20 protein-coding genes and 2 pseudogenes are annotated in these 23,324 nt (G+C 68.7%); 16 read left to right on the forward strand and 6 right to left on the reverse strand.

Annotated features, from left to right (window positions below; all coding sequences use genetic code 11):
- The first annotated feature begins 5 nt into the window (after positions 1 to 5).
- The 6 genes and pseudogenes from OG306_RS30380 to OG306_RS30405 form a co-directional block, all read left to right on the forward strand.
- Positions 6 to 959, forward strand: a complete 954-nt coding sequence (locus OG306_RS30380; protein ID WP_266749238.1) for a phosphotriesterase family protein — start codon at positions 6 to 8, stop codon at positions 957 to 959.
- 11 nt (positions 960 to 970) lie between these two features.
- On the forward strand, positions 971 to 2,086 hold the full coding sequence (locus tag OG306_RS30385; RefSeq protein ID WP_266749240.1) for an FAD-dependent oxidoreductase: 1,116 nt from the start codon (positions 971 to 973) through the stop codon (positions 2,084 to 2,086).
- A 4-nt stretch (positions 2,087 to 2,090) separates the two neighbouring features.
- A complete protein-coding gene (locus OG306_RS30390) occupies positions 2,091 to 3,014 on the forward strand; it encodes an alpha/beta hydrolase (RefSeq protein WP_266749241.1) in 924 nt (307 codons plus the stop codon).
- Between the two features lie 36 nt (positions 3,015 to 3,050).
- Complete coding sequence (locus tag OG306_RS30395) at positions 3,051 to 3,992, forward strand: MBL fold metallo-hydrolase (protein ID WP_266749242.1); 942 nt, start codon at positions 3,051 to 3,053, stop codon at positions 3,990 to 3,992.
- A gap of 17 nt (positions 3,993 to 4,009) precedes the next feature.
- Positions 4,010 to 5,734 carry a CocE/NonD family hydrolase gene (locus tag OG306_RS30400; protein ID WP_266905188.1) on the forward strand — a complete coding sequence of 575 codons (1,725 nt, stop codon included), beginning with the start codon at positions 4,010 to 4,012 and terminating at the stop codon, positions 5,732 to 5,734.
- A gap of 168 nt (positions 5,735 to 5,902) precedes the next feature.
- Positions 5,903 to 6,418: pseudogene (locus OG306_RS30405) on the forward strand (RNA-guided endonuclease InsQ/TnpB family protein); the annotation flags it as partial.
- A 246-nt stretch (positions 6,419 to 6,664) separates the two neighbouring features.
- Here OG306_RS30405 and OG306_RS30410 read toward each other — a convergent pair.
- Positions 6,665 to 7,864: an erythromycin esterase family protein gene (locus OG306_RS30410; RefSeq protein ID WP_327350170.1), complete on the reverse strand. Its 1,200-nt coding sequence runs from the start codon at positions 7,862 to 7,864 to the stop codon at positions 6,665 to 6,667.
- A 6-nt stretch (positions 7,865 to 7,870) separates the two neighbouring features.
- Positions 7,871 to 7,966 (reverse strand): annotated as a pseudogene (locus OG306_RS30415) (IS5/IS1182 family transposase); the annotation flags it as partial.
- Positions 7,967 to 8,071: 105 nt separating this feature from the next.
- Between OG306_RS30415 and OG306_RS30420 the strand changes: the two are divergent.
- The 3 genes from OG306_RS30420 (at position 8,072) to OG306_RS30430 (ending at position 11,106) form a co-directional block, all read left to right on the forward strand.
- Positions 8,072 to 8,401: an ArsR/SmtB family transcription factor gene (locus OG306_RS30420; protein WP_266749246.1), complete on the forward strand. Its 330-nt coding sequence runs from the start codon at positions 8,072 to 8,074 to the stop codon at positions 8,399 to 8,401.
- The gene (locus tag OG306_RS30425) at positions 8,398 to 8,667 is read left to right on the forward strand and encodes a hypothetical protein (RefSeq protein ID WP_371665892.1); all 270 of its coding nucleotides are present in this window, start codon (positions 8,398 to 8,400) and stop codon (positions 8,665 to 8,667) included. Before OG306_RS30420 ends, OG306_RS30425 begins: the two co-directional genes overlap by 4 nt.
- A 135-nt stretch (positions 8,668 to 8,802) precedes the next feature.
- Positions 8,803 to 11,106 carry an MMPL family transporter gene (locus tag OG306_RS30430; RefSeq protein WP_266905136.1) on the forward strand — a complete coding sequence of 768 codons (2,304 nt, stop codon included), beginning with the start codon at positions 8,803 to 8,805 and terminating at the stop codon, positions 11,104 to 11,106.
- 391 nt (positions 11,107 to 11,497) lie between these two features.
- On the opposite strand, the gene OG306_RS30435 is transcribed toward OG306_RS30430, so the two are convergent.
- The 3 genes from OG306_RS30435 to OG306_RS30445 all read right to left on the reverse strand — a co-directional run bounded on the left by OG306_RS30435 (position 11,498) and on the right by OG306_RS30445 (position 13,767).
- On the reverse strand, positions 11,498 to 12,172 hold the full coding sequence (locus OG306_RS30435) for a hypothetical protein (RefSeq protein WP_266905134.1): 675 nt from the start codon (positions 12,170 to 12,172) through the stop codon (positions 11,498 to 11,500).
- A 265-nt stretch (positions 12,173 to 12,437) separates the two neighbouring features.
- The gene (locus OG306_RS30440; RefSeq protein ID WP_371665893.1) at positions 12,438 to 12,677 is read right to left on the reverse strand and encodes a hypothetical protein; all 240 of its coding nucleotides are present in this window, start codon (positions 12,675 to 12,677) and stop codon (positions 12,438 to 12,440) included.
- A gap of 583 nt (positions 12,678 to 13,260) precedes the next feature.
- Positions 13,261 to 13,767 (reverse strand): GNAT family N-acetyltransferase, encoded by a 507-nt coding sequence (locus OG306_RS30445; protein WP_266749252.1) that lies wholly within the window; start codon positions 13,765 to 13,767, stop codon positions 13,261 to 13,263.
- Positions 13,768 to 14,134: 367 nt separating this feature from the next.
- Between OG306_RS30445 and OG306_RS30450 the strand changes: the two genes are divergently transcribed.
- The 4 genes from OG306_RS30450 to OG306_RS30465 all read left to right on the forward strand — a co-directional run bounded on the left by OG306_RS30450 (position 14,135) and on the right by OG306_RS30465 (position 18,276).
- The gene (locus OG306_RS30450) at positions 14,135 to 15,442 is read left to right on the forward strand and encodes an LCP family protein (RefSeq protein ID WP_371666286.1); all 1,308 of its coding nucleotides are present in this window, start codon (positions 14,135 to 14,137) and stop codon (positions 15,440 to 15,442) included.
- Positions 15,443 to 15,614: 172 nt separating this feature from the next.
- Positions 15,615 to 16,310 carry a 4'-phosphopantetheinyl transferase family protein gene (locus OG306_RS30455; RefSeq protein WP_266749253.1) on the forward strand — a complete coding sequence of 232 codons (696 nt, stop codon included), beginning with the start codon at positions 15,615 to 15,617 and terminating at the stop codon, positions 16,308 to 16,310.
- 142 nt (positions 16,311 to 16,452) lie between these two features.
- Entirely contained in the window at positions 16,453 to 17,574 is a 1,122-nt protein-coding gene (locus tag OG306_RS30460) for a P1 family peptidase (protein WP_266749254.1), read from the forward strand.
- A gap of 114 nt (positions 17,575 to 17,688) precedes the next feature.
- A complete protein-coding gene (locus OG306_RS30465) occupies positions 17,689 to 18,276 on the forward strand; it encodes a hypothetical protein (RefSeq protein WP_266749256.1) in 588 nt (195 codons plus the stop codon).
- A 200-nt stretch (positions 18,277 to 18,476) separates the two neighbouring features.
- Here the strand turns inward: OG306_RS30465 and OG306_RS30470 are convergent, their stop codons facing one another.
- On the reverse strand, positions 18,477 to 19,361 hold the full coding sequence (locus OG306_RS30470; protein ID WP_266749258.1) for an SIS domain-containing protein: 885 nt from the start codon (positions 19,359 to 19,361) through the stop codon (positions 18,477 to 18,479).
- Positions 19,362 to 19,547: 186 nt separating this feature from the next.
- Here OG306_RS30470 and OG306_RS30475 point away from each other — a divergent pair, with 186 nt between their 5' ends.
- The 3 genes from OG306_RS30475 (at position 19,548) to OG306_RS30485 (ending at position 23,230) form a co-directional block, all read left to right on the forward strand.
- Positions 19,548 to 20,348, forward strand: coding sequence for a DeoR/GlpR family DNA-binding transcription regulator (locus tag OG306_RS30475; RefSeq protein ID WP_266749259.1), 801 nt, complete (start codon positions 19,548 to 19,550; stop codon positions 20,346 to 20,348).
- Positions 20,349 to 20,668: 320 nt separating this feature from the next.
- Positions 20,669 to 21,841 (forward strand): Gfo/Idh/MocA family protein, encoded by a 1,173-nt coding sequence (locus OG306_RS30480; protein ID WP_266749261.1) that lies wholly within the window; start codon positions 20,669 to 20,671, stop codon positions 21,839 to 21,841.
- A 378-nt stretch (positions 21,842 to 22,219) separates the two neighbouring features.
- Positions 22,220 to 23,230: an MBL fold metallo-hydrolase gene (locus OG306_RS30485; RefSeq protein ID WP_371665894.1), complete on the forward strand. Its 1,011-nt coding sequence runs from the start codon at positions 22,220 to 22,222 to the stop codon at positions 23,228 to 23,230.
- Positions 23,231 to 23,324: the final 94 nt, after the last annotated feature.

The following is a 23,324-nucleotide window of genomic DNA, read 5'->3' on the forward strand; positions in this document are numbered from 1 at the left end:
GTGTTGTGTCGAGAGTGAACACCGTTCTGGGGCCGGTCCCGGCCGAGGAGCTGGGTCTCGTGGCCGTCCACGAGCACATTGGCTACGGCATGCCCGGCTCCGAGCTGGACACGAAGTGGTGGAAGAACCCCGAGCAGCGGTACGAGGAGACCGTCCCGAAGCTGCGCACGTTCCACGAGTACGGCGGCGGCACCTTCGTCGACGCGACCGGGATCTGCAACGGCCGTGACGTCGACTACTACAGGTCGCTGTCTGCGAAGACCGGCGTCCACATCGTCGCCTGCACCGGCTTCGTCGGCGGCGACACCGCCCTGCGGCACTTCGCCCGGGCCGATGTGGACTACCTCACCCAGCAGTTCGTCCACGAGATCACCGTCGGCATCGGCAACACCGGCAGCCTCGCCGGTGTCATCAAGGTCGGGGTGAGCCGCGGCGGCCGTATGACGGACCTGGACAAGCGCATCTATCGCGCCGCGGCCCGCGCTTCGCTCACCACGGGCGCGCCGATCCTGACCCACCTCGCGATCGACGCCGAGAACGCGATCGCGATCTTCGGCGAAGAGGGCCTTCCCCTGGACCGTGTCCTGTTCGGGCACGTCGACGATGGCGTGAACGCCGACAAGACGCGCGATGTCTGGATCGCCGAGCAGGGCGGTCGCATCGGCTTCGACACCTTCGGCTACGAGACCGAGCTGCCGGACCCACCGTTCTGGGCCCGCCCCCGCCAGGAACGGCTGGACCACTTCCTCCGGTTCATCGGCGACGGCCGGCTGAAGCAGGTCCTCGCCTCCGCCGACGCCAACTGCAGCCCGCTGGGCTGGCCGGGCGTGAAGGGCCACACCGTCAACTACATCTTCGAGGACCTCATCCCGGACCTCCGCGCTGCCGGTCTCGACGAGGCCGCGATCAAGACGATCTTCGTCGACAACCCCGCTGACTTCCTGACCATCCAGAAGTAGAGAGAACCACCATGCAGCTCTCAGACCTGAAGAACCTGAAGATCGCCATCGTCGGCGCGGGGTACGGCGGCGCTGCGGCGGCCAAAGCCCTGAGCCTGCTCGGTGCGGATGTCAACGTCTACGAGCAGGCGAACCAGATCCGGGAGGCCGGCGCCGGCATCGGTCTGCGTCCCTCCACCATGAACCGGTTCCGCCAGTGGGGGATCTACGACGCGATCGCGAAGGTGAGCTCGCCGAGCGAGTACTTCGAAATCCTCACGCCCACCGGTGGCCCGATCATGAAAGAGGCGTGGCCGGCATCCGGCGAGCAGACCCACACCCACCTGATCCACCGCGGGGACTTCATCGACGCTCTCCTGGGCGTGCTCCCCGAGGGCATGGTCCACCTCGGTCACAAGCTGGAGACCATCCAGGACATGGGCGACAGTGCCGTCCTCACCTTCGCCAACGGCGAGACCGTCGAGGCCGACCTGGTCATCGGTGCCGACGGCATCAAGTCGGTGGTGCGTCAGCAGCTGTTCAGCGACAAGGACCCGGTGTTCTCCGGTGAGCACGCCTACCGCGCGGTCATCTCCGTCGACGACGCCTACGGGATGGTCGCCGACGACAACCTCCGGATGTACATCGGCAGGGGCACGAAGATCTATCTGCTGCCGCTGCGCCACCGCAATCAGGTGTCGTTCGACATCACCGCCCTGTGCCCGGACGGCACCTGGGTACCGCAGGTCACGAAGGACGACGTCCTGGCGACGGTGGAGGGCTTCGACGAGCGCCTCGTGAACATCACGCGCAACCTCGACATGGACACCGTGAACATTCGCGCCGTCTACGACATCGACCCGGTCGACACCTGGCACTCCGACTCCGTCGTCCTCGTGGGCGACGCGGCTCACTCGATGCTGCACCACCAGGGCCAGGGCGCGAACTCGGCCGTCGAGGATGCCGGAGCGCTCGCCGACGCCCTGGTGCGGGCGGACTCCGTGAAGGAAGGGCTGGCCCTGTTCCAGGCCACCCGTAAACCGGTGACCGACAAGCTGCAGCAGGTCTCGCGTCAGGGATGGAGCGAGGGCGAGATCGATGACGTCTTCCCCGGACAGAGGCCCGCGGCCGCTGCGCCGCAGGAGTGACGCCATGACACTGCATCCTGAGATCGCCACGTTCATCGCCGGCCTGCCGACCCCGCCCGAGGGCCCGCTCGACCCGGTCGCCATGCGCGCCGCGGACGAGGCGCACGTCGCTCCCCTCGAAGAGCGCCTGCCGCTCCACGCGGTCGACGACGTGACCGCGCAGACGGCGTCGGGCGAGGTACCGGTGCGGATCTACACGCCGGTCGAGGCCGACAGCTACGGCGTGCTGGTCTATTTCCACGGCGGCGCGTTCTTCCTCGGCAGCCTGGAGACGCACGACCACGTCGCGCGCTCGCTGGCGAAGGAGACCGGGCTCAAGGTCGTATCCGTCGACTACCGCCTGGCACCCGAGGCCGCCTTTCCGGCCGGTCTCGACGACTGCTACGCGGTCGTGCGCTGGGCCACCGAGGAGACCGGGAGCCTGGCCTGGGACGGCACGACCCTCGCCCTCGCCGGCGACAGCTCCGGCGGCACCTTCGTCGCCGCGGTCGCGGCCAGGGCACACGACGACGGCTTCCACCGGATCACGCACCAGGTCCTCTACTACCCCTCGCTCGACCTGGACTTCGACGTCGACCGCTATGCCTCGCTGCGGGAGAACGCCGTGGGGTACGGCATGGAGACGGCCGGGCTGAAGCCCTTCAACGCCTTCTACGTCGACAGCGGCGCCGATCCCGCGGACCCGCTCGTCTCGCCGATCAAGCGCGCGGACCTCACCGGGCTGCCGCCGGCCCTCGTCGTCACCGCGGAGTACGACCCGCTGCGCGACGAGGGCGAGCTCTACGGCCGACGGCTGCGGGAGGCCGGCGTGGAGTCGACGGTGAGCCGGTACGAGGGGGCCGGCCATGGATTCGTCCAGCACTTCTCCTGGATCCCGGAGTACCACGGGGTCTTCGCTCAGACGCGCGACTTCCTCGGCCGGCGCTGACCCGGCCGACCCGCGTACGAGTTCAGAAAGAAAGCCATGACGCACGCAGTCAACGTCCATCCTTTGGTGTCGCCGTGGGGCCGGTTCGGTCTCTACAGCTTCTTCATCGACGCACCCGAGCCGGCCGTCGTCGACACCGGGATCGCCTCCTCGCCCGCCGAAGGAATGGTTCCCGCGCTCGAGGCGATCGGCCGCCGCATCGAGGACGTGCGCTGGATCCTGCTGACCCACGGTCACATCGATCACATCGGCGGGGCTTACGCCCTGTGGGAGCTCACCGGGCGGCGCGCACAGGTGGTGATCCACGAGGCCGACGCACCGATGCTCCGCTCGCGGCGGGCCCACGTGGAGGAGTACCTCGCGGGACGGGGCCAGTACCTGCGCGACCCCGACGGGGCGGCGAAGGTGACGGCCGCCGCGCATGCCGTCATCGCCGGCGAGATGGAGCCCTCCATGCTTGTCAAGGGCGGCGAGACCATCTCCCTCGGCGGCGATGTCACCGTCTCGGCGCACTCGATCCCGGGCCACACGCCCGGATCGGTCGCCTACGCCATCGACGGCCAACGCTCGGTGTTCGTCGGCGACGCCGTGCAGGTCCACGGGGCCGCCAACGGCTTCCCCGGCTACCTGGACCCGACCGCCTACCGCACCAGCCTGGAGTACGTGCGGGACGAGCTCCGTCCGCAGCACCTGTACCTCGGACACCCGTACCGCCGCGCCGACGGCACGCCGTACGGCGTCGAACTCGACGCCGCGCAGGCCCAGGAGGCCATCGCCCACAGCCTCGCGATCGAGGGCCGTGTCACCGCGGCCGCCTGCGGCTGCCTGCAAGCAGGCCTGCAGAAGACGGATTCGCCGTACTCCCCGTTCGCCCGCGTTGCCGAGGAGCTCGGCTACACCGGCGACCCCGCGCTCGAGCCGTCGCCGTTCTTCACCTCCATGCACGGCTACCGCACACACCTCGCCCAGAACGCATGACACAGGAGCTCGCACTCATGACTGACTTCCAGACGATCCGGGCGGGAGAGCAGACGATCGCCGTTCGCAAGGACCTCCGGGTGCCGATGCGGGACGGCGTCGAACTCGCCGTGGACGCCTACCACGGCCAGGACGACAAGCCGCGGCCGGCTCTGATCGCGATGAGCGCCTACGGCAAGGAGCTGCAGGCGCTCGCCCTCACCACGCCGCCGCAGCGCCGGCCCAGCCCGATGTGGGACGGCTGCATCGAGGCCGGTGACATCGCGCGCGTCGTCAGGGAGGACTATGTCCACGTCATCGGTGACGTGCGGGGAACCGGTGATTCCGACGGCGTCATGATCGGCAACTACAACTTCGGCGGCGTTTCCCAGGGGCAGGACCTGTACGACCTCGTCGAGTGGGTCGCAGCGCAGCCGTGGTGCGACGGCAACGTCGGCATGATCGGCATCTCCTACTTCGGCTCCATGCAGGTACTCGCCGCCGCCGAGCGGCCACCGCACCTCAAGGCGATCTTCGTCAGCGGTGGCCACTACGACTTCTACGAGACCACCTACCACGGCGGCATCATGTGGTTCATGCCGCGTGCTGCCCGCGAGGGACGCGGCGGCGACTCCGGCATCGCGCACACCGACGTCAAGTCCCGTATGCAGGAGGTCCATTCCCCCGAGGAGCTGAAGAAGCTCGTCGAGGAGCGGCTGCAGGATCCGGACGTGGCGGCCTGGCCGAACCTCGTGCACGTGCTCAAGTACCCGAAGAACCGCGAATTCTGGTTCGACATCGTGATGAACCACCTCGACGGCGACTGGTACGAGGAACGCAACCCGATCAATCTGGCCGAGAACATCGACATCCCGGTCTACCTGCAGATCGACCAGGGGCGCGGCTGGACCCTGGACGGTCACATCGAGCTGTTCAACGTCCTGAAGGGTCCCAAGAAGCTGGACATCGGCTCCTACCCGCCGATGCAGTCGCGACCCTGGATCGAAGAGCACGACAAGATGTTCCGCTGGTACGAGTACTGGCTCAAGGGCATCGACAACGGCATCATGGACGAACCGGCCGTGAGCGTCTTCGTGGAGGGCTCGCGCGAGGTGGTCACCGCGGCGCAGTGGCCACCGAAGGAGATCGAGCACAAGCCGCTCTACCTGCGCCCGCGGCACAAGCTCTCCTTCGAGCCCGAGTTCATGGGCGCCGAATACGCCGCCCCCGACGGCTTCTACCAGGCACCGCTCACCGTCACCGACAAGGTGGAGGTGCTGAAGTGGAGCACCGAGCCGTATCCGGAACCCACCGAGCTGATCGGTACCGGCGCGGCACACCTGTTCGTGGAGATCGACCAGGACGACACCAACTTCATCCTGCGCCTGTGGGACGAGGCTCCCGGCGGCGGCCGGCAGCTGATCACCAGCGGATACCTCAAGGCCTCCCACCGCGAGCTCGACGAGAAGCGCACCACCGAGGGCGACCCCTACCACCCGCACACCCGCGTGGTGCCGGTGGAGCCCGGGAAGGTGGAGGAGTACGTGCTGCGGCTCTATCCGTTCGCAGCCACCTTCGAGCCGGGTCACCGTCTGGTGGTGGAGTTGTCGAACAACGAGCCGCTGGTCGACGCGCACAACGCGCTGCTGCCGCCGGATGCCTTCCACCTGCCGGTGGGCCGCCCCGTCACCCACAAGATCTACCGCGACGCCGCGCACCCCTCCCGGCTCGTGCTGCCGTTCACGACGGTCACCCGGTCGTGACGCACGCCGAGGGCGGCCGGGCCATCGCTTACCTGGCCGTCCTGCGTGACCAGCAGGGGCTCATTCACTCGCTGCGGGTGCCGGAGAAGCATTCCAGAAATCGGCGTAGTGGCCATCGCGGTGCAGCAGTTCGTCGTGGGGGCCTTCCTCCACGATGCGGCCGCCGTCGACAGGGCGAAGGTCCGGCTCAGGGTCGCCCGCGCTCACGCGCGGGTGACCGACGCGCGGCGTGAGTTCCACCACCAGCTCTCCACTCGGATCATCCGTGAGAACCAAGCGGCTGCCGTGGAGGACCTGGCGGTGAAGGGACTCGCCCGTACGCGTCTGGCCAAGTCCGTCCACGACGCCGGATGGTCGGCGGTCCTGGCAATGCTGGAGTACAAGGCCGCCCGGTACGGACGCACCTTCGTGCGCATCGGCCGGTTCGAGCCGACCTCCCAGGTCTGCTGCGTATGCGGCGTCAAGGACGGTCCCAAGCCCCTCCACGTCCGCGTGTGGGAATGCGGGGCATGCGGGGCCGTCCTGGACCGGGACATCAACGCGGCGGTCAACATCGCCAGGGCCGCCTGTGGAGCGCGGGTAGGACCGGGACTCGTCCCGGCGCAGCGCTGTGAAGCAGGAACCCACCGAGGCGGTCGGACGACCGTGGTAGGAATCCCCGGGCTTCAGAGCGTCCGCCAGTAGGTCATGAACGCGTCGGATTGGCGGCACGACGGGCAGGCGTCTGCTGATCATGGAGTTGCTGACGCTCTGCGATCCTGGGAGAACGTCTGTGCCCGTCATGCCCGCGTCCATCATCGACCCGGTCCGTGCCGAGTTCCTGGTGCTGTTGGCAGATCGTCCGGTGCGGGCGGCACCGAATCCGCCTCCTTGAGCCGTAGGCAGGTGGGGCCTCCGGCCGGAGACCCCACCTGCTCGGGTTCAGGTTGGTCAGAAGCGCACTGTGCGGTCCCGGGTGACCGTCGGGACGGCGAGCACGGCATCGAACGCTTCAGGGACCGGGGTGCTCAGATGGGAGCTCTGGAAACGGAGCCCGTTGATCAGTGGTGCCCCCTGTTCGTCGCGCGGTGCGTGGCGCAGGTCGGTCAAGGTGATCCGGTCGGCGAGTCCGGCATCGATAAGAGCGGCCTCGACACTGCCGGGCTCGGCAGGCTCAAGGGGGGCTTCGGCGAGGGTGAAGCCGACCGCGGCGCTCTGGTCGGGGTACATCTCCGGCACGTGGTCGGCGGTGTGGACGAGCGCCACGGTGCGGTAGTCCTGGCCGAGCATCCGCTGCAGGTGCTGGCCCATGGGCAGTGTGGTGAGGCCGCCGCCGAAATCCAAAGAAAACGCCGTCTTGTGGATGTGGTTGTTGTGTGCCGCAAGGGCTATCCGGGTCCCCGGTTCGGCGTGGTCCAGGTGCCAGCGCAGGGACTCGGCCAGGTAGATCTCTCGCACCGACAGGTCCGCGGCCAGGCCCCGACCGGACATCAGCGCGTTTCCCGCCTGGAACATGTAGTCGGTGTGGCGGGCCGCTTCCACCTGGCGCCGGGCGATGTCGAAGCGGCTCTGGCTGCTGCGGGAGACGTAGAGCGGTTCGACGGCGCGCAGCCGCAGCAACAGCCGTGCCAGTACGGCAGTCAGTTTGTTCTGCTCGGCGGTCTCCAGGCCGGCCCATGCGGGCGCGGCCGTGGCGCCGGAACCGCAGCCCTTGAGGAACCGATCGCTGATCTCCAGGGCCGTATCGACGAGGGGGAGTGCATCGGGGTCGACCTCACGCAGGTATTCGGCCACCGGCTCCAGGGCAGGTCGTAGCGCCCCGCCGGCCTCGGGGATGTCGAGGCCGGCGAAGCGCAAGGGGTGTCCGCTGGTGCGGTTGTGGTGGCGCAGCCAGTGCATGAGATCTGCGGCGCCCCACTCGGCGGCGGCCCGGCTTACTTTCGCCAGGTCCCCGTCGTCGCCGTCGCCCAGCAGCCACCGGTCGAGGGGGAAGGCTTCGCTGAAGCCGAACTCCATGGCGAAGACGGTGAATCCACAGCGTTCGGCGAGAAAGCGCAGCACCCGCTGGCGTGCGCGCGAGAACTCTTCGACGAAGTGGGCGCCCTCACCGACTGCCACAACCCGGGCATCGCCGACGATCTCCCGGAGCACTTCGAGGTCGTCGAGGGGCCCGTCCGGGATACGCGGGTTGTGGCAACCCAAGGGGTGAGTGTCCTCACGATCCGGCAGCGAGGCGAGGAACTCCTCGCGGATCGGGTCGGCTCAACCCCTCTGATGGTGTGCAGAGTTGCTGACCGCATCCCATGCAATTCGATAATGGCACCTGCTAACATTTCTTGGCATGTGCTGGACGTTGACATGAGAGACCCCGCGCCGACGGGCGACGACCTGGTGCGGGTGCTGGCCACGCTGTCCAACCCGCACCGGCTGCGAGTCGTGGCGGCCCTTTCCGGCCGACGGAACTACGTGAGCCAGCTGGCGCGCGAGCTGGACATCAGCAGGGCGCTGCTCCAGGTCCATCTGAAGAAGCTGGAGGCGGTCGGCCTGGTCTCCTCCCGGCTGGAGCTGTCGGAGGACGGAAAAGCAATGAAGTTCTACGAGGTGAGTCCGTTCTCGGTCCACCTCACACCCGAGTGCATCGAGAGCGCCGTAGAGACGTTGACCACCGAGAAGGGATCGTCGCGATGAACGAGCGCGAGTGGCAGGAAGTCATCGGAACCATCGGCATGTTCGTCCTGCTCATCGCCGTGGTCGTCACGGTCATCTGGCAAGTTGCCGCCGGCCGGCGGGCGAAGGCTCGGGAGGCGCGCGAGGCCGAGTACCAGAAGCTCGCCGAAGCCGCGGTCGCCGGGCAGCGGAACATCGAGCGGCAACTCGCCGAAATCGGCGGCCAGGTCTCGGACCTGCAGGGCCGCACGGATTCGATCGAACGGGTCCTCAAAGACGTCGAGTAGCCCTTGAGGGGCACATCCCGGAGAAAATCCCGGGCCGTCGAGCGGTAACTCGACGGCCCGGATTCGCGGGACGAACCACCTCGCCGAAGGCGAGTTTGCGCAGGAACACCCCACCAAGGAAGAGGAGAGCAGCCCATGCTGCCCAAGAGCAAATCCGCTCCCCGTCCGCCCGACGGTTTCGACAGCGCCCAACGGTGCTTACCTGCCTACTCCCGCAGCGCCGGGCCCGGTCGCAGCGCAGGGGTGATCGCGGCCGTCGCGGGCTGGTCGGCCCGGCACCGCGCCCTGGCGATCGGCGGGTGGCTCGCACTCGTAGTGGTTGCCGTCCTGTCCAGCTCCCTGGTCCGGGGCGACAGCGCCCGGTCCGTCGATCCGGGGGAGGCAGGTCGGGCCCAGCAGATGGTGGACGCGCAGGGCAGTGGCGGCTCCATCCGGGAGAACGTGCTGATCCAGTCCCGGGGCGGCGGTGATCGACGGTTTCCGGACGACCCCGAACTGAGGGATGCCACCAGGGACTTGGTGGCCGAGCTGCGCCGGACACCGGGCGCCGTGCGTGATGTCGGCTCCCCGCTGGCGGCGCACGGCGAGCGATGGGTGACGCGAGACGGCCGGTCCGGCCTTGTCACCTTTGAAGTGGCGGGCTCCGAGGAGCAGTTCGAGACCCACTACGAGACCGTGGCGAAGGCCGTGGAACGGGTCGGGGAGAGCCATCCGCGGGTACGGCTCGCCCAGGCGGGCGACCACAGCCTCTCCGAGGCGGTCAACGACGGGATCAAGGGCGACCTCAAGCGCGCCGAGACGACCTCTCTGCCGCTGACGGTCCTGATCCTGCTGGTCGTCTTCGGTTCCCTGGTCGCCGCCGGTATCCCGTTGCTGCTGTCGGCGACCACCGTGGCGGCCGCTTTCGGCCTGCTGCAAGTCGTCAGCCGGTGGGTGCCGTTCAACAGCGCCGCCTCCGCGATCGTGCTGCTGATCGGCATGGCGGTCGGCATCGACTACTCGCTGTTCTACCTGCGCCGGGTGCGCGAGGAGCGGGCGGCCGGACACGAGGTGCGGGAGGCGCTGCGGATCACGGCACTCACCTCGGGGCACGCCATCGTGGCCTCCGGCCTGACCGTGATGCTCTGCATGATCGGCCTGCTGTTCACCGGCGTGGACGTCTTCAAGGGCCTGACCGCCGGCACTGTCCTGGTGGTCGGCCTCGCGGTGCTCAGCTCCGTGACGGTCCTGCCCGCCCTGCTTGCCGCACTCGGCGACCGGGTCGACAGGGCGCGTATCCCCTGGCTGGGCAGGCGCAGGATCGCAGCGCAGGAGTCGCGTCTTTGGGGGCGGGTGGCGCGGGCAGTCGTACGCCGGCCCGTTCCGGCCGGTGCGACGGCGGCGCTGGTCCTGTTGCTGATGGCGTTGCCCGCGCTCGGCATCCGGTTGCAGGACGCCGCGGTGACGGCCAGCCTGCCGCCCGGTGTGTCGACCGCGGTGGACGCAGCGACGCGGATGCAGAGTGTCTTCCCCGGGTCGGCGACCGCGGCCCGGGTGGTCATCGACCGTGCGGACGGCACGTCGGCCGACACCCCCGAGGTACGGGCAGCGATCGACGGACTCCACGCGCAGGTTGCCGCCGGTCATGGCGCGCTGCGGGAGCCGATCACAGCCGTACCGGTCGGTGACGCGATGGTGGTGCGGGTGCCGCTGGCGGGCGCTGTCACCGATCCCGTGGCGAATCGTGCTCTGGAATCCCTCCGTGACCGCGCACTCCCCACGACTCTCGGCACGGTGGAGGGCATCGACTACGCAGTCGCCGGCAGGACCGCCATGCCCCATGACTTCGCGGAGCAGGTGAACCGCCGGACCCCTGCCGTATTCGCGTTCATCCTCGGCCTCGCCTTCCTCCTTCTCGCGGTGACGTTCCGGTCGTGGACGATCCCCCTGGTGTCGATCCTGCTCAATCTGCTGTCCATCGGCGCCGCGTACGGGGTACTGGCCCTGGTCTTCCAGGACGGCCACCTGGAATCGCTGCTGGGGTTCATCTCCTATGGAGGAGTGGTCAGTTGGCTACCGTTGTTCATGTTCATCATTCTGTTCGGCCTGAGCATGGACTATCACATCTTCATTCTCAGCCGGATCAGGGAACGGTGGCTCGCGGGTACGCAACCGCGCGAGGCGGTCGTCGGTGGCATCGCGGCCAGTGCGGGTGTCGTCAGTAGCGCGGCGCTCATCATGACCGGTGTCTTCACGGTCTTCATGACCCTGTCCGCCATCGAATACAAGATGCTGGGCCTCGGCATGGCGCTGGCCATCCTCATCGACGCCACTGTTGTGCGCGGTGTGCTGTTGCCGGCCGCGCTGTCCCTGCTCGGCGAGCGGGCCTGGAGTCGCGGGACCGGTGTGATCGGACGCGCCTCATCGAGCGGAAAGGCTTCCGGAGTGGACGGGTCCTGATGCCCGTCTCCCAGGGGCCGACCTCCAGCTTGGGGCCGCTGTCGGAACCGCCGGTGGCGGGGAGCGAGCCCGCGGGCCACTGCACGGTCGCCTGATGCGTGTCGTTCGGGGGCGTGTTCTTCGGCCGTGTTCCGCGGCCGTGTTCCTCGGCCGTCCGGCGTGGCTGCCGGGTGCTGTCCTGAACTGTGGTGGACGGCTGGGACGTTGATCACGTCGGCACGCCTGATTCGGGACGCTGGAACGGGTCGTCCCTCTGGCCTGGGGAAACAGGTGGTCCCTGGAACGCCGGGGTGGGAGGCCGGGACGGAGGACGCGGGGGACGGTGGGCACGTGGTACGCCGGCCCGATTCCGGCGGGCCGGCGTACCACGTCACGTCGCGCGGGCGAACGGTCAGTAGTCGTAGTCGTTTCCGATCACTCGGAAACTGCCCCCTACTCCGTTACTGACGAACACACCCCCTTCGACGCGGTTCGGGAACACGCCTTCAGTGGCGCCGTGGGGGCCGACGACGGCGACGGGGGCGCCGTTGTCGCAGGTCGCCCCGCTGAAGACCTCGACGGTTCGCCGGCTTTCGTTGAAGATGTTGAAGCTGGTGGAGCCCAGGCCGCTGGCCACGCTGACGCAGCCGCCGGGGGAGGCGGAGTACGTGCGCTCGTTGAAGTGAATCCTGCCTTCGTCGTAGTCCCGGCCCCCGTAGCCCCGGCCTCCGTGACCCCGGTCCTGGTCGCCTCCGCGCTCGTCGCCGCCCCTGCCTTCGTCGTCGCCGCGGCCCTGATTGCCCCTGCCTTCGTCGTTGCCCCGGCCCTCGCCGTTGCCGCCGCGGCCCTCGTCGTTGCCTCGGCTTTCGCCGTTGCCTCGGCCTTCGTCGCTCTTTCCGGTGTCACCTCTGTCCTTGGGGGCCACAGCGGGTGCTGGGGCCGGGGCTGGAGCGGCGACCGCTCGCTGGACGACCGGAGCGGCCTGGGGCGGCTCGTTCGTGGCGGCCGAGGTGAAGGTGCTACCGGTGGCGGTCAGGGCCGCGGCGGCGGCGATGGCGGCAGTGAGGACGGTGGAACGTGTGGTCATGTCGTTTCTCCTGTCTCGGAGTGAGGTCGGCAGAGCAGCGGACCCGTAATTGAACGTACGTAGGGACTCCATAGCTGTCATTTCGGGGCATACCGAAAGGCCGGTGCCGGAGCGTCGGCTGGGGCGGCAGTCACCCGTATGCCATTCGGGTGTGAGATGACGTACCGTCAATAGCTTTGTGCGTAGGTGAATTGATGCGTCGTTCGTCCGTTCGGGTGTCTTCTGGGGATCTATTCACTCCGGAAGCGGCGTGTCGTTCGTTGACTCAAGCCCGGGCAGGCGTTGCCGGGCTCGGTGGCGCCTGCGCGACGGTCTCCCGGTCTGCGTGCAGCGTCCTCATGGCGGGGTCGGTGAAGACCAGCCGGATGTAGGTGCGCTGCTTTTCCGGAATTTTGCCGAAACCGGTGACCGGAATGGCGGCGGGCGCATTCCACGCAAGGATGTCCATGCGACGGCCCATGACGATGGCCGCAGGGGCGGTGAGGCCGTCGAGGAGCCGCTGCATTGGTGGCTGGACTTTCTGCCGTGTGTGCCGTCGCGGTCGCGCCGGGCTTGTCCCGGCCAGGCCGAAGAGGCGGCCGTGCTGGTCGTCGAGGTGCGGGACGCGGGCGCGGGGGTGTGGATGCGGCCCTGCTCCGGACGGGTGCAGCAGTCGGTGCTGATCGCGGCCGGCCGGGCCACTTCCTCCCGGTGCAGCCCCGGAACCCGCCGTGGCCCTCCGCTGTCGGGCAGCCCTACGGTGCGGGGGCCGAGCCCGGCGGGCCGGGCCGCCGGAAACACCGGCCAACACCGACCCGGGGGGGCGGACTTCCCCGTCGCTTCGCGCGATTCATCCGGCGCGCCCATACTCCGGGCGGCGACGAAAGGAAGAACCGTGCCCGACACCGGCGTCTCTACGCACCGTCCGCAGCCCGTCGGCGACCGCCGCTCACTGACGGCCGAGGCCCAGCGGGTCGTATCGGGATCCAGGACGCCCGCCCACGCCTGACCCACACCGGAAACCGAACGAGAGTAAACGAAAGGCTCCGCAACGAACGGGCGGTCGCACTCGGTCAGTTCCGCGACCTCCGCCGAAGCGTCCCTGCCCTTTACCGGTGAAGTGCCCCTGGAACTTCGGTCAGGGCCTGACCCAGTTCCAGTTCCCCCACCGTTTGATCCCCGCTCGTCTCTCCGGTCGGCCGAAACCCGAGCCCCAGATAGAAGCCCTCAGGGCCGTCCTCGCCCGGGTGCCAGGAGACGGTGAGCCGGGTGCCGCCGCGGCGGCGGATTTCAGCGGCCACGGACTCGACCGCGAAACGGCCGTACCCGCGGCCCTGCTCACCCGCCGCGATATTGAGACGCCACAGACCCGAGCGGATGTCGGTGTTCTTGCCGTCGCCGGCGAAGTCGATGTCGAAGAACGCCATGAGGAAGCCGACGGGCCGGTCGCCGTCGAAGATGAGGCGAGGCCAGGCTATCCCGGGGTACAGGTACGCCTCAGCGAGCGATTTCACGACCGGCGCGACCAGGTGCTCCTGGTCGGTGCGCACCTTCAGGCCGATCGCAACGTCGAAGTTGTCGACGGTGATCTTCTCCAGGCGGAGCGTAGACGTCATGCAGGAATCATAGAATCGGATGATCACCGGAGGGCGCCTCCTCGACTTGACCCTTGTGCCCGGCGATGGTCTTCGACGCCCTGTACCGCGGAGCCGGCGTGGGGAAGGTCCGTGGAATCAGGCAGAGTCAGGCCCCCGGCCCGGCCGGCGGCCGCGTCTGCTACGGCGCCGACATCGTCTGAGGGGCTGTTCTCCGCAGGTATGTAGGGTTCGTCCACCGCAAGGTGCGGGGGTGAAGAACGGGGCGAACGGCTGAAGGGCCGGGCGGGGGAGGGCCAGCGTGAGCAAGGAACGCAGGAAGCCGCGAGGCGGGGCGAGGCGCAGGGCCGGCGAGAAGCCAGGAGGGCGACTCACGAGACGGGGCAAGCTGTTCGCCCGTGGCGGGGCCGTGCTGGCCGTGCTGCTTCTGGCGACGGGCGGCGTCGGCGTGTGGGTCTATCAGAGTCTCGACGGGAACATCCACTCCGCCGACATCGACGACAAGCTCGGCGGCGACCGGCCGGCCAACATGAGCCCCGGTTCCAAGAACATCCTGGTGGTGGGTTCGGACTCGCGCGACGGCGACAACGGGAAATACGGCAAGAGTCTGACCACGATGCAGTCGGACACCTTGATGGTCATGCACGTGGCAGCCAACCGGAAGTGGAGTACCGTCGTGTCCCTTCCGCGCGATTCGTGGGTGGGAATCCCGGCCTGCGACCGGGGCGACGGCACCCGGTCCACCCCGCATCACTTCAAGATCAATGAAGCCTTTGCCGTCGGCGGAACGAGCGGTGAGGTCGCAGGGGCCGCGGCCTGCACCATCCGGACCGTCGAACAGAACACCGGCCTGCGCATCGATCACTTCATGTCGATCGACTTCCAGGGATTCAAGGGCATGGTGAATGCCCTGGACGGCATAGAAGTCTGTCCCGAGACGGCGATCCACGACAAGAAGGCTCATCTCGATCTGGAGGCGGGGTGTCAGACGGTCAGGGACGAGAAGGCCCTCGGCTATGTCAGGACCCGCTACAGCGTGGGAGACGGCTCCGACCTGGGCAGAATAGGGCGGCAGCAGGAATTCATGGAGGCCCTGGCGGCCAAGGCGCAGAAGAAACTCACCAGTCCGGCCGCCTTGTACGGATTCCTCGACTCGGCGACCAAATCACTGACGACGGACAAGGAATTGGCAGGGATCACGCCGCTCACCGGGCTCGCCTCCGAACTCAAGGAAATCCCGAGTGACCGACTGACCTTCCTGACCGTGCCGAATTACGCGCGTGAGGCGGATGTGCCCACCGACAAGGCCAATGTGGTGTGGCAATACCCCCAGGCGGCGGACCTCTTCGCTTCGTTGGCCGCGGACAAGGAAGTCGACAAGAAGTCACTGGAGGCCCGCAGCAAGAACCCCGTGTACGCCGCCACCATCCGTGTGCGCGTACTCAACGGGACGGGAAAGTCGGGGCAGGCGGCAAAGGTCGCGGACGCCCTGCGTATGGCGGGGTACACCATCGTCGGCACGGGCAACGCCCCCAGCGACACACCAACGACGGCGGTCACATTCCCGCAGGGACTCGACCAGCAGGCGAAGGCACTGGCCTCCCGGGTGCCGGGAGCGCGGGCGACCGAGGACGCCACGGCCGCTCCGGGCTCGGTGACGTTGACCGTCGGCGACAACTTCGACGGCACTCGCTGAACCCGGCGGGCGGCGGGGGCTTCGCGGGCCGGGGGATTCTGTCGCCGCCGGCGACGGTCGGGGTGAGAACGTCGTCCGAAACACAGCCGGGCACTGTCGGAATCCCGCATTCTTTGGGCAGGCTTCGGAAACGATGCGAAGGATGGATCAACCAACCGGCACGAGGGAGAACATGATCGAGAAGATTCTGCCGCCCCAGGTGGCCGTGGTGGAGGCACTCTCCGACCCGGTCGACGCGGCTCTTTTCCCCGGTGAGGAAGAACTGATCCGTAACTCGGTGGAGTCCCGGCGCAAGGAGTTCACCACCGCCCGCTGGTGCGCCCGTCGCGCGCTCGGCATGCTCGGTTTCGCGCCCGTCCCCATCCTGAAGGGCGAACGCGGAGCGCCGATATGGCCGGAAGGCGTCGTCGGAAGCATGACGCACTGCGCCGGCTACCGAGCCGCCGCGGTCGCCCGCCGGGCGGACCTGCTCTCCGTCGGTATAGACGCCGAACCGCACGAGCCGCTGCCCGACGGGGTGCACGAGACCATAGCCCTGCCGGCGGAAAAGCAGCGCGAGCGCGAGTTGCGCAGGACGGCCCCGGAGATCCGTTGGGACCGGCTGCTGTTCAGCGCGAAGGAGAGCGTCTACAAGGTGTGGTTCCCGCTCACCCACCGGTGGCTCGGCTTCGAACAGGCCGACATCGTCCTCCACTCCAACGGCACGTTCACGGCCGATCTGCTGATCCCCGCCACGGACCCGGACCCTGCCCCGCCCGGAGGGGCGACGTCGACCCCGACAGGCTTCCGTGGCCGGTGGCTGGTCGCGGACGGTCTCGTGGCGACCGCGATCGCTGTCGAGAGCGAGCCGGACACGCCCACCCGGTAGCGCCGACGAGCCGGACACGCCTATCCGGACGGCGCGACGAGCCGAGGACACGCCCGCCGGGCAGTGCGGGGCAGCCGTGAACGACGAGCGGAGGCGCCCGCACCTCGTCCGGCGTGCGGGTCCACCCGTACTCTCTGACCGCATGAGTGAAAACCGTAAGCGTGCACGCGAGTTGGGCATCCCCCTGATGGGGGAGCCGGGGCCGTGGAACGCGATCACAGACGTGCCCGGTGTCGAGGTCGGGTACGTCACCCTTGTCGAGGGCGACGACGTACGCACCGGAGTGACGGCGCTTCTGCCGCGTGGCCGGGACGGAGTCGGAACGCCCTGCGCGGCCGGCTGGCATTCGTTCAACGGCAACGGTGAGATGACCGGAACGGCCTGGATCGAGGAGAGCGGATCGCTCGCCGTTCCGGTGGTCATCACCAACACGTATGCGGTCGGCCCGGTGCACCGGGGCGTCGTCGAGTGGGTGCGGGCCCACTGCCGCGGCATGGCACCGGAGTGGCTGTTGCCGGTGGTCACGGAGACCTGGGACGGCCACCTCAACGACATCCACGGTCCGGCCGTGCAGTCCCGCCACGCGGCGGCCGCGATCGAGGCGGCCGGGTCCGGTCCGGTCGAGGAGGGATGCGTCGGCGGCGGAACGGGCATGCGCTGCTACGGCTTCAAGGGTGGCTCGGGGACGGCGTCCCGGGTGGTCGAGTACGGCGAGGACCGCTACACCGTCGGCGCCTTCGTGCAGGCCAATTTCGGTGCACGGCGCGAACTGGTGGTGGCCGGTGTGCCGGTGGGGCGTGAGCTGTCCGGTCCGGTCGGGGCACCGGACCCCGAACCGACGGCCGACGGGGAGCGCCCGGTGCCGCCCGGCGCGGGTTCGGTGATCGTGGTCGTGGCGACCGACGCACCGTTGTTGCCGGGGCAGTGCAAGGCGTTGGCCCGTCGGGTGACGCTGGGCCTGGCCCGCACCGGCACCACCGGCAGCCACTTCTCCGGGGATCTCTTCCTGGCTTTCTCCACGGCCAACCCGTCCGCGCTGACCAGTACGTTCCCCGAGGACGACGGCAGCGCGCCGTACGAGTCGATGCGCTTCGTGCCATGGGGCCGGATGGATCCCTTCTACGGTGCGGTGGTCGAGTCGGTGGAGGAGGCGGTGCTGAACGTGCTCACCGGTGCGCAGTCGATGACCGGCCGCGCGGGCCACCACGTCCCGGCGCTCCCGCTGGACCGGGTGACGGAACTGCTGACGGTACGGGAGCGGTGACGTACTCGCGGGGACGGTGACGTAGTACGGCGAGCCCGGCCGGAGAAGGGGAAGAAAGGCGCCCGGCGTGGTGGTCACTGGTCTCGTACAGGTTCGTCGGCCATACTGCCCGCCGTGGAGCAGCGCATAGATCCGAACACTCAGCCCGGGTACGCCGCAGGGACAGACCCGGCGTACATCCCTGGTCTCACGGCCCCTGCCCCTGCCGGGAAGCCGCATACGAGCCGGGAGCACAGAGACCAGGAAAAGACGGACGAGAAGCAGACGTCCCAGGAGCAGACGTCCCACGAACGGACGGGTCAGGAGCAGGCGGACCAGGAACAGGCGGGCGAGCGGGAACCCGGTGCCGCAGCCCTCGACGATGCCCTCGCGGAGACCGCGTCCGAGGGTGCGGCGGTGGCTGATGACAAGGAGGCGGTGGACGGCCCCGTATTCGAGGTGAGCGACCGTCGCGGCTCGATCACCGCGGACCACGACGGCGTCCGGTTCCGGCTGGACGACCAGGAGGCCGAGTTCAGCTGGGACGAGGTCGGCGCGGTCGAGGTGAAGACCCCTCGGTTCGGCCGCCGGTTCACCGTCACGGTCCACATGTCGACCCGTCGATGGTTCAACGCCGAGGTCGAGGCGCCGGCCAGGAGCGATCTCAAGAAGTGGGCGGAGGACCTCGACGCGGTCCTCGACGTCTACTTCGAGGAGTCCTGACCACGGCGGTGCCGTCCGAGAGGCCGGGCCGGCGGCCGTGAGGGGGCCGACGTCCCTCACGGCCGCCGGCCCCGTCACGGCCGCCCGGTCGGGCCACGCCGGGCCCCGGTGCCAGGGCCCGGCCTACCCCCGTAGGGGAAGCGCATGAAGGCGGGAGCCCGGCTCTCGCCCGCAAGCCCTCGCACGTACGCCGCGGCCCGTCAGGCGTCCGCGAGAACCACGGAGCGGGTCAGGTGGCGCGGGCTGTCCGGGTCCAGACCGCGGGCGGCGGCGCGGGCGATCGCCAGCCGCTGGACGCGGACCAGTTCGGCCAGCGGATCCAGGTCGCTCTCCACCCAACGGGCACCGGTCGAGAGCACCTGTTCCGCGAGCCCTTCGGGGGCGGTGCCGAACATCCAGGTCGCGGTGCCGGTGGTGGCGATGCTGATGGGGCCGTGCCGGTACTCCATCGCCGGGTACGACTCCGTCCAGGACAGCGACGCCTCCTTCATCTTCAGCGCTGCCTCGTTGGCGAGCCCCGCCGTCCAGCCGCGGCCGAGGAAGGTGAACTGGGTGCACTCCACCAGGCCTTCGGGCAGCGGCTCGGCCAGCGCGGTCTCGGCGTCGCGGACCACGTCGTCGGTGTGCAGACCGAGGTGGGCGCGGAGCAGGGTGAGCAGGGTGGTCGCGAACCGGGTCTGCACGACGGACTGCTCGTCGGCGAAGTCGAGTACGACGACCTCGTCGGCGGACGTCATGACTGGGGTGTTGGGGTCGGCGGTGATGGCCACCGTGCGGGTGACACCACGCAGCCGGTCGAGCAGCGCCAGCACCTCGGTCGTGGTGCCCGAGCGGGTGAGGGCGACGACCCGGTCGTAGCTGCGGCCGAAGGGGAACTCCGAGGCGGCGAAGGCATCGGACTCGCCCTGTCCGGACTCCTCACGGAGCGCGGCGTACGCCTGGGCCATGTAGAACGAGGTGCCGCAGCCGACGACCGCGATGCGCTCACCGGCGGCGGGCAGAGCGGAGGCCTGGGTCCGGGCCAGCTCGGCGGCGCGGCGCCAGCACTCCGGCTGACTGGCCGTCTCGATCTCGACAAATGACACTTTTGCACTCCGTACTCGTAGTGGGATGCTCGTTCGTGCACGTTATAAGGGAACTGGGAGCATTATCAAGCATCCTGCATGCAGGATGCTTGACTGGGCGGAGCCTTGTGCCACGCTTGCGCGTGTCCGGAGACCGTACCCAAGGGGATGGGTGCCTGAAGCCCGGGCTCGTGAAGGAGAGTTCTCTTGTCCAGGGATGCCCGGTGGAACGCGCTGCTGGAGCTTGTCGGTAAGAACGGCCGAGTGGAGGTCGAGGACGCCGCCGCCAAGCTGGACGTCTCGGCCGCGACCATCCGCCGTGACCTGGACCAGCTCGCCGAGCAGCAGCTGCTCACGCGCACCCGCGGTGGCGCGGTCGCGCACGGTGTCAGTTACGAACTGGCCCTTCGCTACAAGACCGGCCGCCACGCCCCCGAGAAGCAGGCCATCGGCCGGGCCGTCTCCGAATTGGTGGCGGTGGGTGAAGTGGTGGGGCTGACCGGCGGTACGACGCTGACCGAGGTGGCCCGTTCGCTGGCGGTGCGCTCGGATGTCGTCGGTGACACCGCGGCGGGAATGGGCGGTCAGCCGACCCTGACCGTTGTCACCAATGCCCTCAACATCGCCAACGAGTTGGTGATCCGGCCGCAGATCAAGATCGTGGTGACCGGTGGGGTGGCCAGGCCGCAGTCGTACGAGCTGACAGGGCCGCTGGCCAGCGGGGTGCTGGGCGAAATCACGCTGGACGTCGCCGTGCTGGGCGTCAACGCGATCGACACCGAACGCGGTGCGTACGTCCATCACGAGGGCGAGGCCAGCATCAACCGGCTGCTCGCCCAGCAGGCGCAACGGGTGGTCGTGGCGGCCGACTCATCGAAGATCGGCAAGCGGGCCTTCGCCAGGGTCTGCGACCTCGGTCAGGTCGACTTCCTGGTCACCGACAAGGGCATCACGCCCGAGGCGACCGCCCGCTTCATGGAGGCCGGCGTCACTGTCATCGCCGTCTGAACCGCTCGCACGAAACGGCGGGTTGCCACCGATCGAAGCGGCGCCCGCCGTTTTCGTGGGTACGTGGGTACGTGGACGCGTGGGCACGTGTCCACGTACCCACGCGAGTGTGTTGGTGCGTGGGCGTGAGGCTGTGTGGATACGTCGGCGAAACCGGCCGTGACCTGCTTACTGTCACCAAAGCGCTAGTGTGGTGCCAATAAATGTTTGTTACCTCGGCAAAATGAACAACTCTTGCCATCCGGATGCGCCTTCGTGAACTATGTGCCTGCCGCCGCAGAGGAGCGTCCGCACCACCAGTACAGACAGAAGGGACCACCGTGTCAGACCTGCGACTCGGCGTCATCGGGCTCGGCCTGCGCCGATCCATCGCGATGTCCGCCCACCACCCCGGACAGGGTTCGGCGATCACCGCCGTCTGCGACCTCGACCCCGAGGTGCGGCAGCGTGAGGCCGAGCGGTTCGGCACCGATGTCGCGGTCGAGGACTACAAGCTGCTCCTCGACCGGGACGACCTCGACGCGGTCGTCGTCGCCACCCCGGACGACACCCATGAGACGATCGCCATCGACGCGCTCCGGGCCGGCAAGGCCGTCTTCGTCGAGAAGCCGCTCGGTATCACCGTCGAGAGCTGCGACAACGTCCTGCGTGCCGCGTACGAGACCGGAACCCGGCTGTACGTCGGACACAACATGCGGCACATGGGTGTCGTGCGACTGATGCGCGACATCATCGCCCGCGGCGACATCGGCGAGCCCAAGACCGTGTGGGTGCGGCACTTCGTGGGCTACGGCGGTGACTACTACTTCAAGGACTGGCACGCCGACCGGACCCGTACCACCGGTCTGCTGCTCCAGAAGGCCGCCCACGACATCGACGTCCTGCACTGGCTGGCCGGCGGCTACACCCGGCGGGTCAACGCGCTCGGTGACCTTCTCGTCTATGGCGACCTGCCGCGCCGCGAGCCGGACACCCCGCGCCCGGCGAACTGGCTGCGCGAGTTCGACTGGCCGCCGACCGCCCGCAAGGACCTGCACCACATCGTGGACGTCGAGGACGTCTCGGTGATGAACATGCAGCTCGACAACGGCGTCGTGGCCGCCTACCAGCAGTGTCACTTCACCCCGGACTACTGGCGGAACTACACCGTCATCGGCACCGAGGGCCGTCTGGAGAACTTCGGTGACGGCCCCGGCGACGAGGTCAAGGTCTGGAACACCGGCCCGAGTGGATACCGCGGCGACGCCGACATCACCTACCGGGTGCCGGACGCCGGTGGTTCACACGGTGGCGGCGACACCCGGATCATGGAGGAGTTCTGCCGCTTCGTGCGCGACGGGGGTGTCACCGACACCTCGCCGGTCGCCGCGCGGATGAGCGTCGCCGCCGGTGTACTCGCCACCCGTTCGCTCCGTGAGGGCGGCGCACCGTACGACGTACCGGCCCTCGATCCGGAGCTCACCGCGTACTTCGAGCGCGGTCAGGTCCGCTAGGAAACCGGCGCGACCGGCGCGACCGGCACGCAACGTTTCGGAGGCCGTTCGGCGACCTCGCGGCGACTTCCTGGTGACCGTGCGTCCGGCACCGTCACCGGGAGGTCTCGGGGCGGCTGTTTTCAGCCATGCTCGGTGGGTAATCGGCTCATTCCGGTTTGATGTCCGCTCGATGGTTGTCCGCCGCGCGGGGTGACGGTGCCGGGTGAATTGACCGAAATCATATGGGCGGTGCCGTACGGGGATGCGGGACGCCGCTCTCGTACGGTCACCGAACTGCCGCCACCGAGAGGTGTGGCCGACGATTTTGCGCCATTAGAAGGTCGTGATGGCCGAGTTCGAACGCGTGGCTGGATCGCGGTCGGCATAATCGCGTCCATGTCGATCATGGGTGGGGACGTCGTTGACCTTGGGCGGGGCCTGTACGCATGGCTCCCGCCGAAGCGGGGCTGGGGGCTGGCCAACTGCGGACTCCTCGTCTCGTCCCGCGGCGCGCTCTGGATCGACACCCCGTACGACACCGTGCTGGCCGGCCAGTTCCTGGCCGAGTCCACGAAGCGGCTGCCCGACGGCGTCTCCATCGACCGGGTGATCGTCACCCATGCGAACGGGGACCACTTCTGGGGTGCGGGCGTGCTGCCGGACGCGGAGATCATCGCGACCCGCGAGGCCCGGGAACACATCCATTACGAGCCCACGCCGAAACAGCAGCACGCGCTGGTCGCCACCGGCGATCCGGCCACCCCGCTCGGGGCCTACCTCGGACGTCACTTCGGCCCCTTCGAGTGGTCCCACACCGAGCCGGTGCAGCCGACCACGTACTTCACCGGGGAGCTCGAACTGACCCTGGGGGAGTACCCGGTCCAGATCTCCGCCCTGCCGTCCGCGCACACCACCGGCGACCTGATCGTCCATCTGCCCGCGCAGCGTGCGGTGTTCAGCGGAGACGTCATTTTCTCGTCCACCCCTGCTCAGCCCGGCGATCACCCGGTGCACTGGGCGGGTCCCCTCAGCAATGTGACCGCGGCCTGCGAACGGGTGCTGGCCACCGGCGCCGAGACCGTCGTCCCCGGACACGGACCGGTCCTCGACCGGGCCGGGGTGCGCGATCACATCGTGTACCTGGAGTACGTGCGTGAGCGCGCCCACGCCTTCCATGCCGCCGGGGTCCCGGCCCTTGAGGCGGCCCGCCGGGTCATCGGGGAGGGGCGCTATCCAGAACTCGGGCTTCCCGAGCGGCTGGTGGTGACCATCGGCAGCGAGTACCGGCAGCTCGACGGCTCCGAATTGCCCGGAGTGCTCCAGGTGATGACGGACGTCGCCGTGGTCGCCCAGGAACTGGAGCAGTCCGGTGAGCCTGCGGGCCCCGCAGGCCCCGCGGAGAAGTAGCCGGAGCGGTCCTGTGAGCCGACGGGCCCTGCGGAGAAGCAACCGGACCTTTCGCCGCCGCTTCGGCCGGAAGACCGATCCGACAACAGAAACG

The organism is Streptomyces sp. NBC_01241 (assembly GCF_041435435.1).
GTDB lineage: Bacteria > Actinomycetota > Actinomycetes > Streptomycetales > Streptomycetaceae > Streptomyces.

Excerpts from the sequence above, each read along its gene's own strand:
- OG306_RS30385 (WP_266749240.1), top strand. The coding sequence starts at position 971 with ATGCAGCTCTCAGACCTGAAGAACCTGAAGATCGCCATCGTCGGCGCG.
- OG306_RS30390 (WP_266749241.1), top strand. The coding sequence starts at position 2,091 with ATGACACTGCATCCTGAGATCGCCACGTTCATCGCCGGCCTGCCGACC.
- OG306_RS30395 (WP_266749242.1), top strand. The coding sequence starts at position 3,051 with ATGACGCACGCAGTCAACGTCCATCCTTTGGTGTCGCCGTGGGGCCGG.
- OG306_RS30400 (WP_266905188.1), top strand. The coding sequence starts at position 4,010 with ATGACTGACTTCCAGACGATCCGGGCGGGAGAGCAGACGATCGCCGTT.
- OG306_RS30420 (WP_266749246.1), top strand. The coding sequence starts at position 8,072 with ATGAGAGACCCCGCGCCGACGGGCGACGACCTGGTGCGGGTGCTGGCC.
- OG306_RS30425 (WP_371665892.1), top strand. The coding sequence starts at position 8,398 with ATGAACGAGCGCGAGTGGCAGGAAGTCATCGGAACCATCGGCATGTTC.
- OG306_RS30430 (WP_266905136.1), top strand. The coding sequence starts at position 8,803 with ATGCTGCCCAAGAGCAAATCCGCTCCCCGTCCGCCCGACGGTTTCGAC.
- OG306_RS30435 (WP_266905134.1), bottom strand. The coding sequence starts at position 12,172 with ATGACCACACGTTCCACCGTCCTCACTGCCGCCATCGCCGCCGCCGCG.
- OG306_RS30440 (WP_371665893.1), bottom strand. The coding sequence starts at position 12,677 with ATGCAGCGGCTCCTCGACGGCCTCACCGCCCCTGCGGCCATCGTCATG.
- OG306_RS30445 (WP_266749252.1), bottom strand. The coding sequence starts at position 13,767 with ATGACGTCTACGCTCCGCCTGGAGAAGATCACCGTCGACAACTTCGAC.
- OG306_RS30455 (WP_266749253.1), top strand. The coding sequence starts at position 15,615 with ATGATCGAGAAGATTCTGCCGCCCCAGGTGGCCGTGGTGGAGGCACTC.
- OG306_RS30460 (WP_266749254.1), top strand. The coding sequence starts at position 16,453 with ATGAGTGAAAACCGTAAGCGTGCACGCGAGTTGGGCATCCCCCTGATG.
- OG306_RS30485 (WP_371665894.1), top strand. The coding sequence starts at position 22,220 with ATGTCGATCATGGGTGGGGACGTCGTTGACCTTGGGCGGGGCCTGTAC.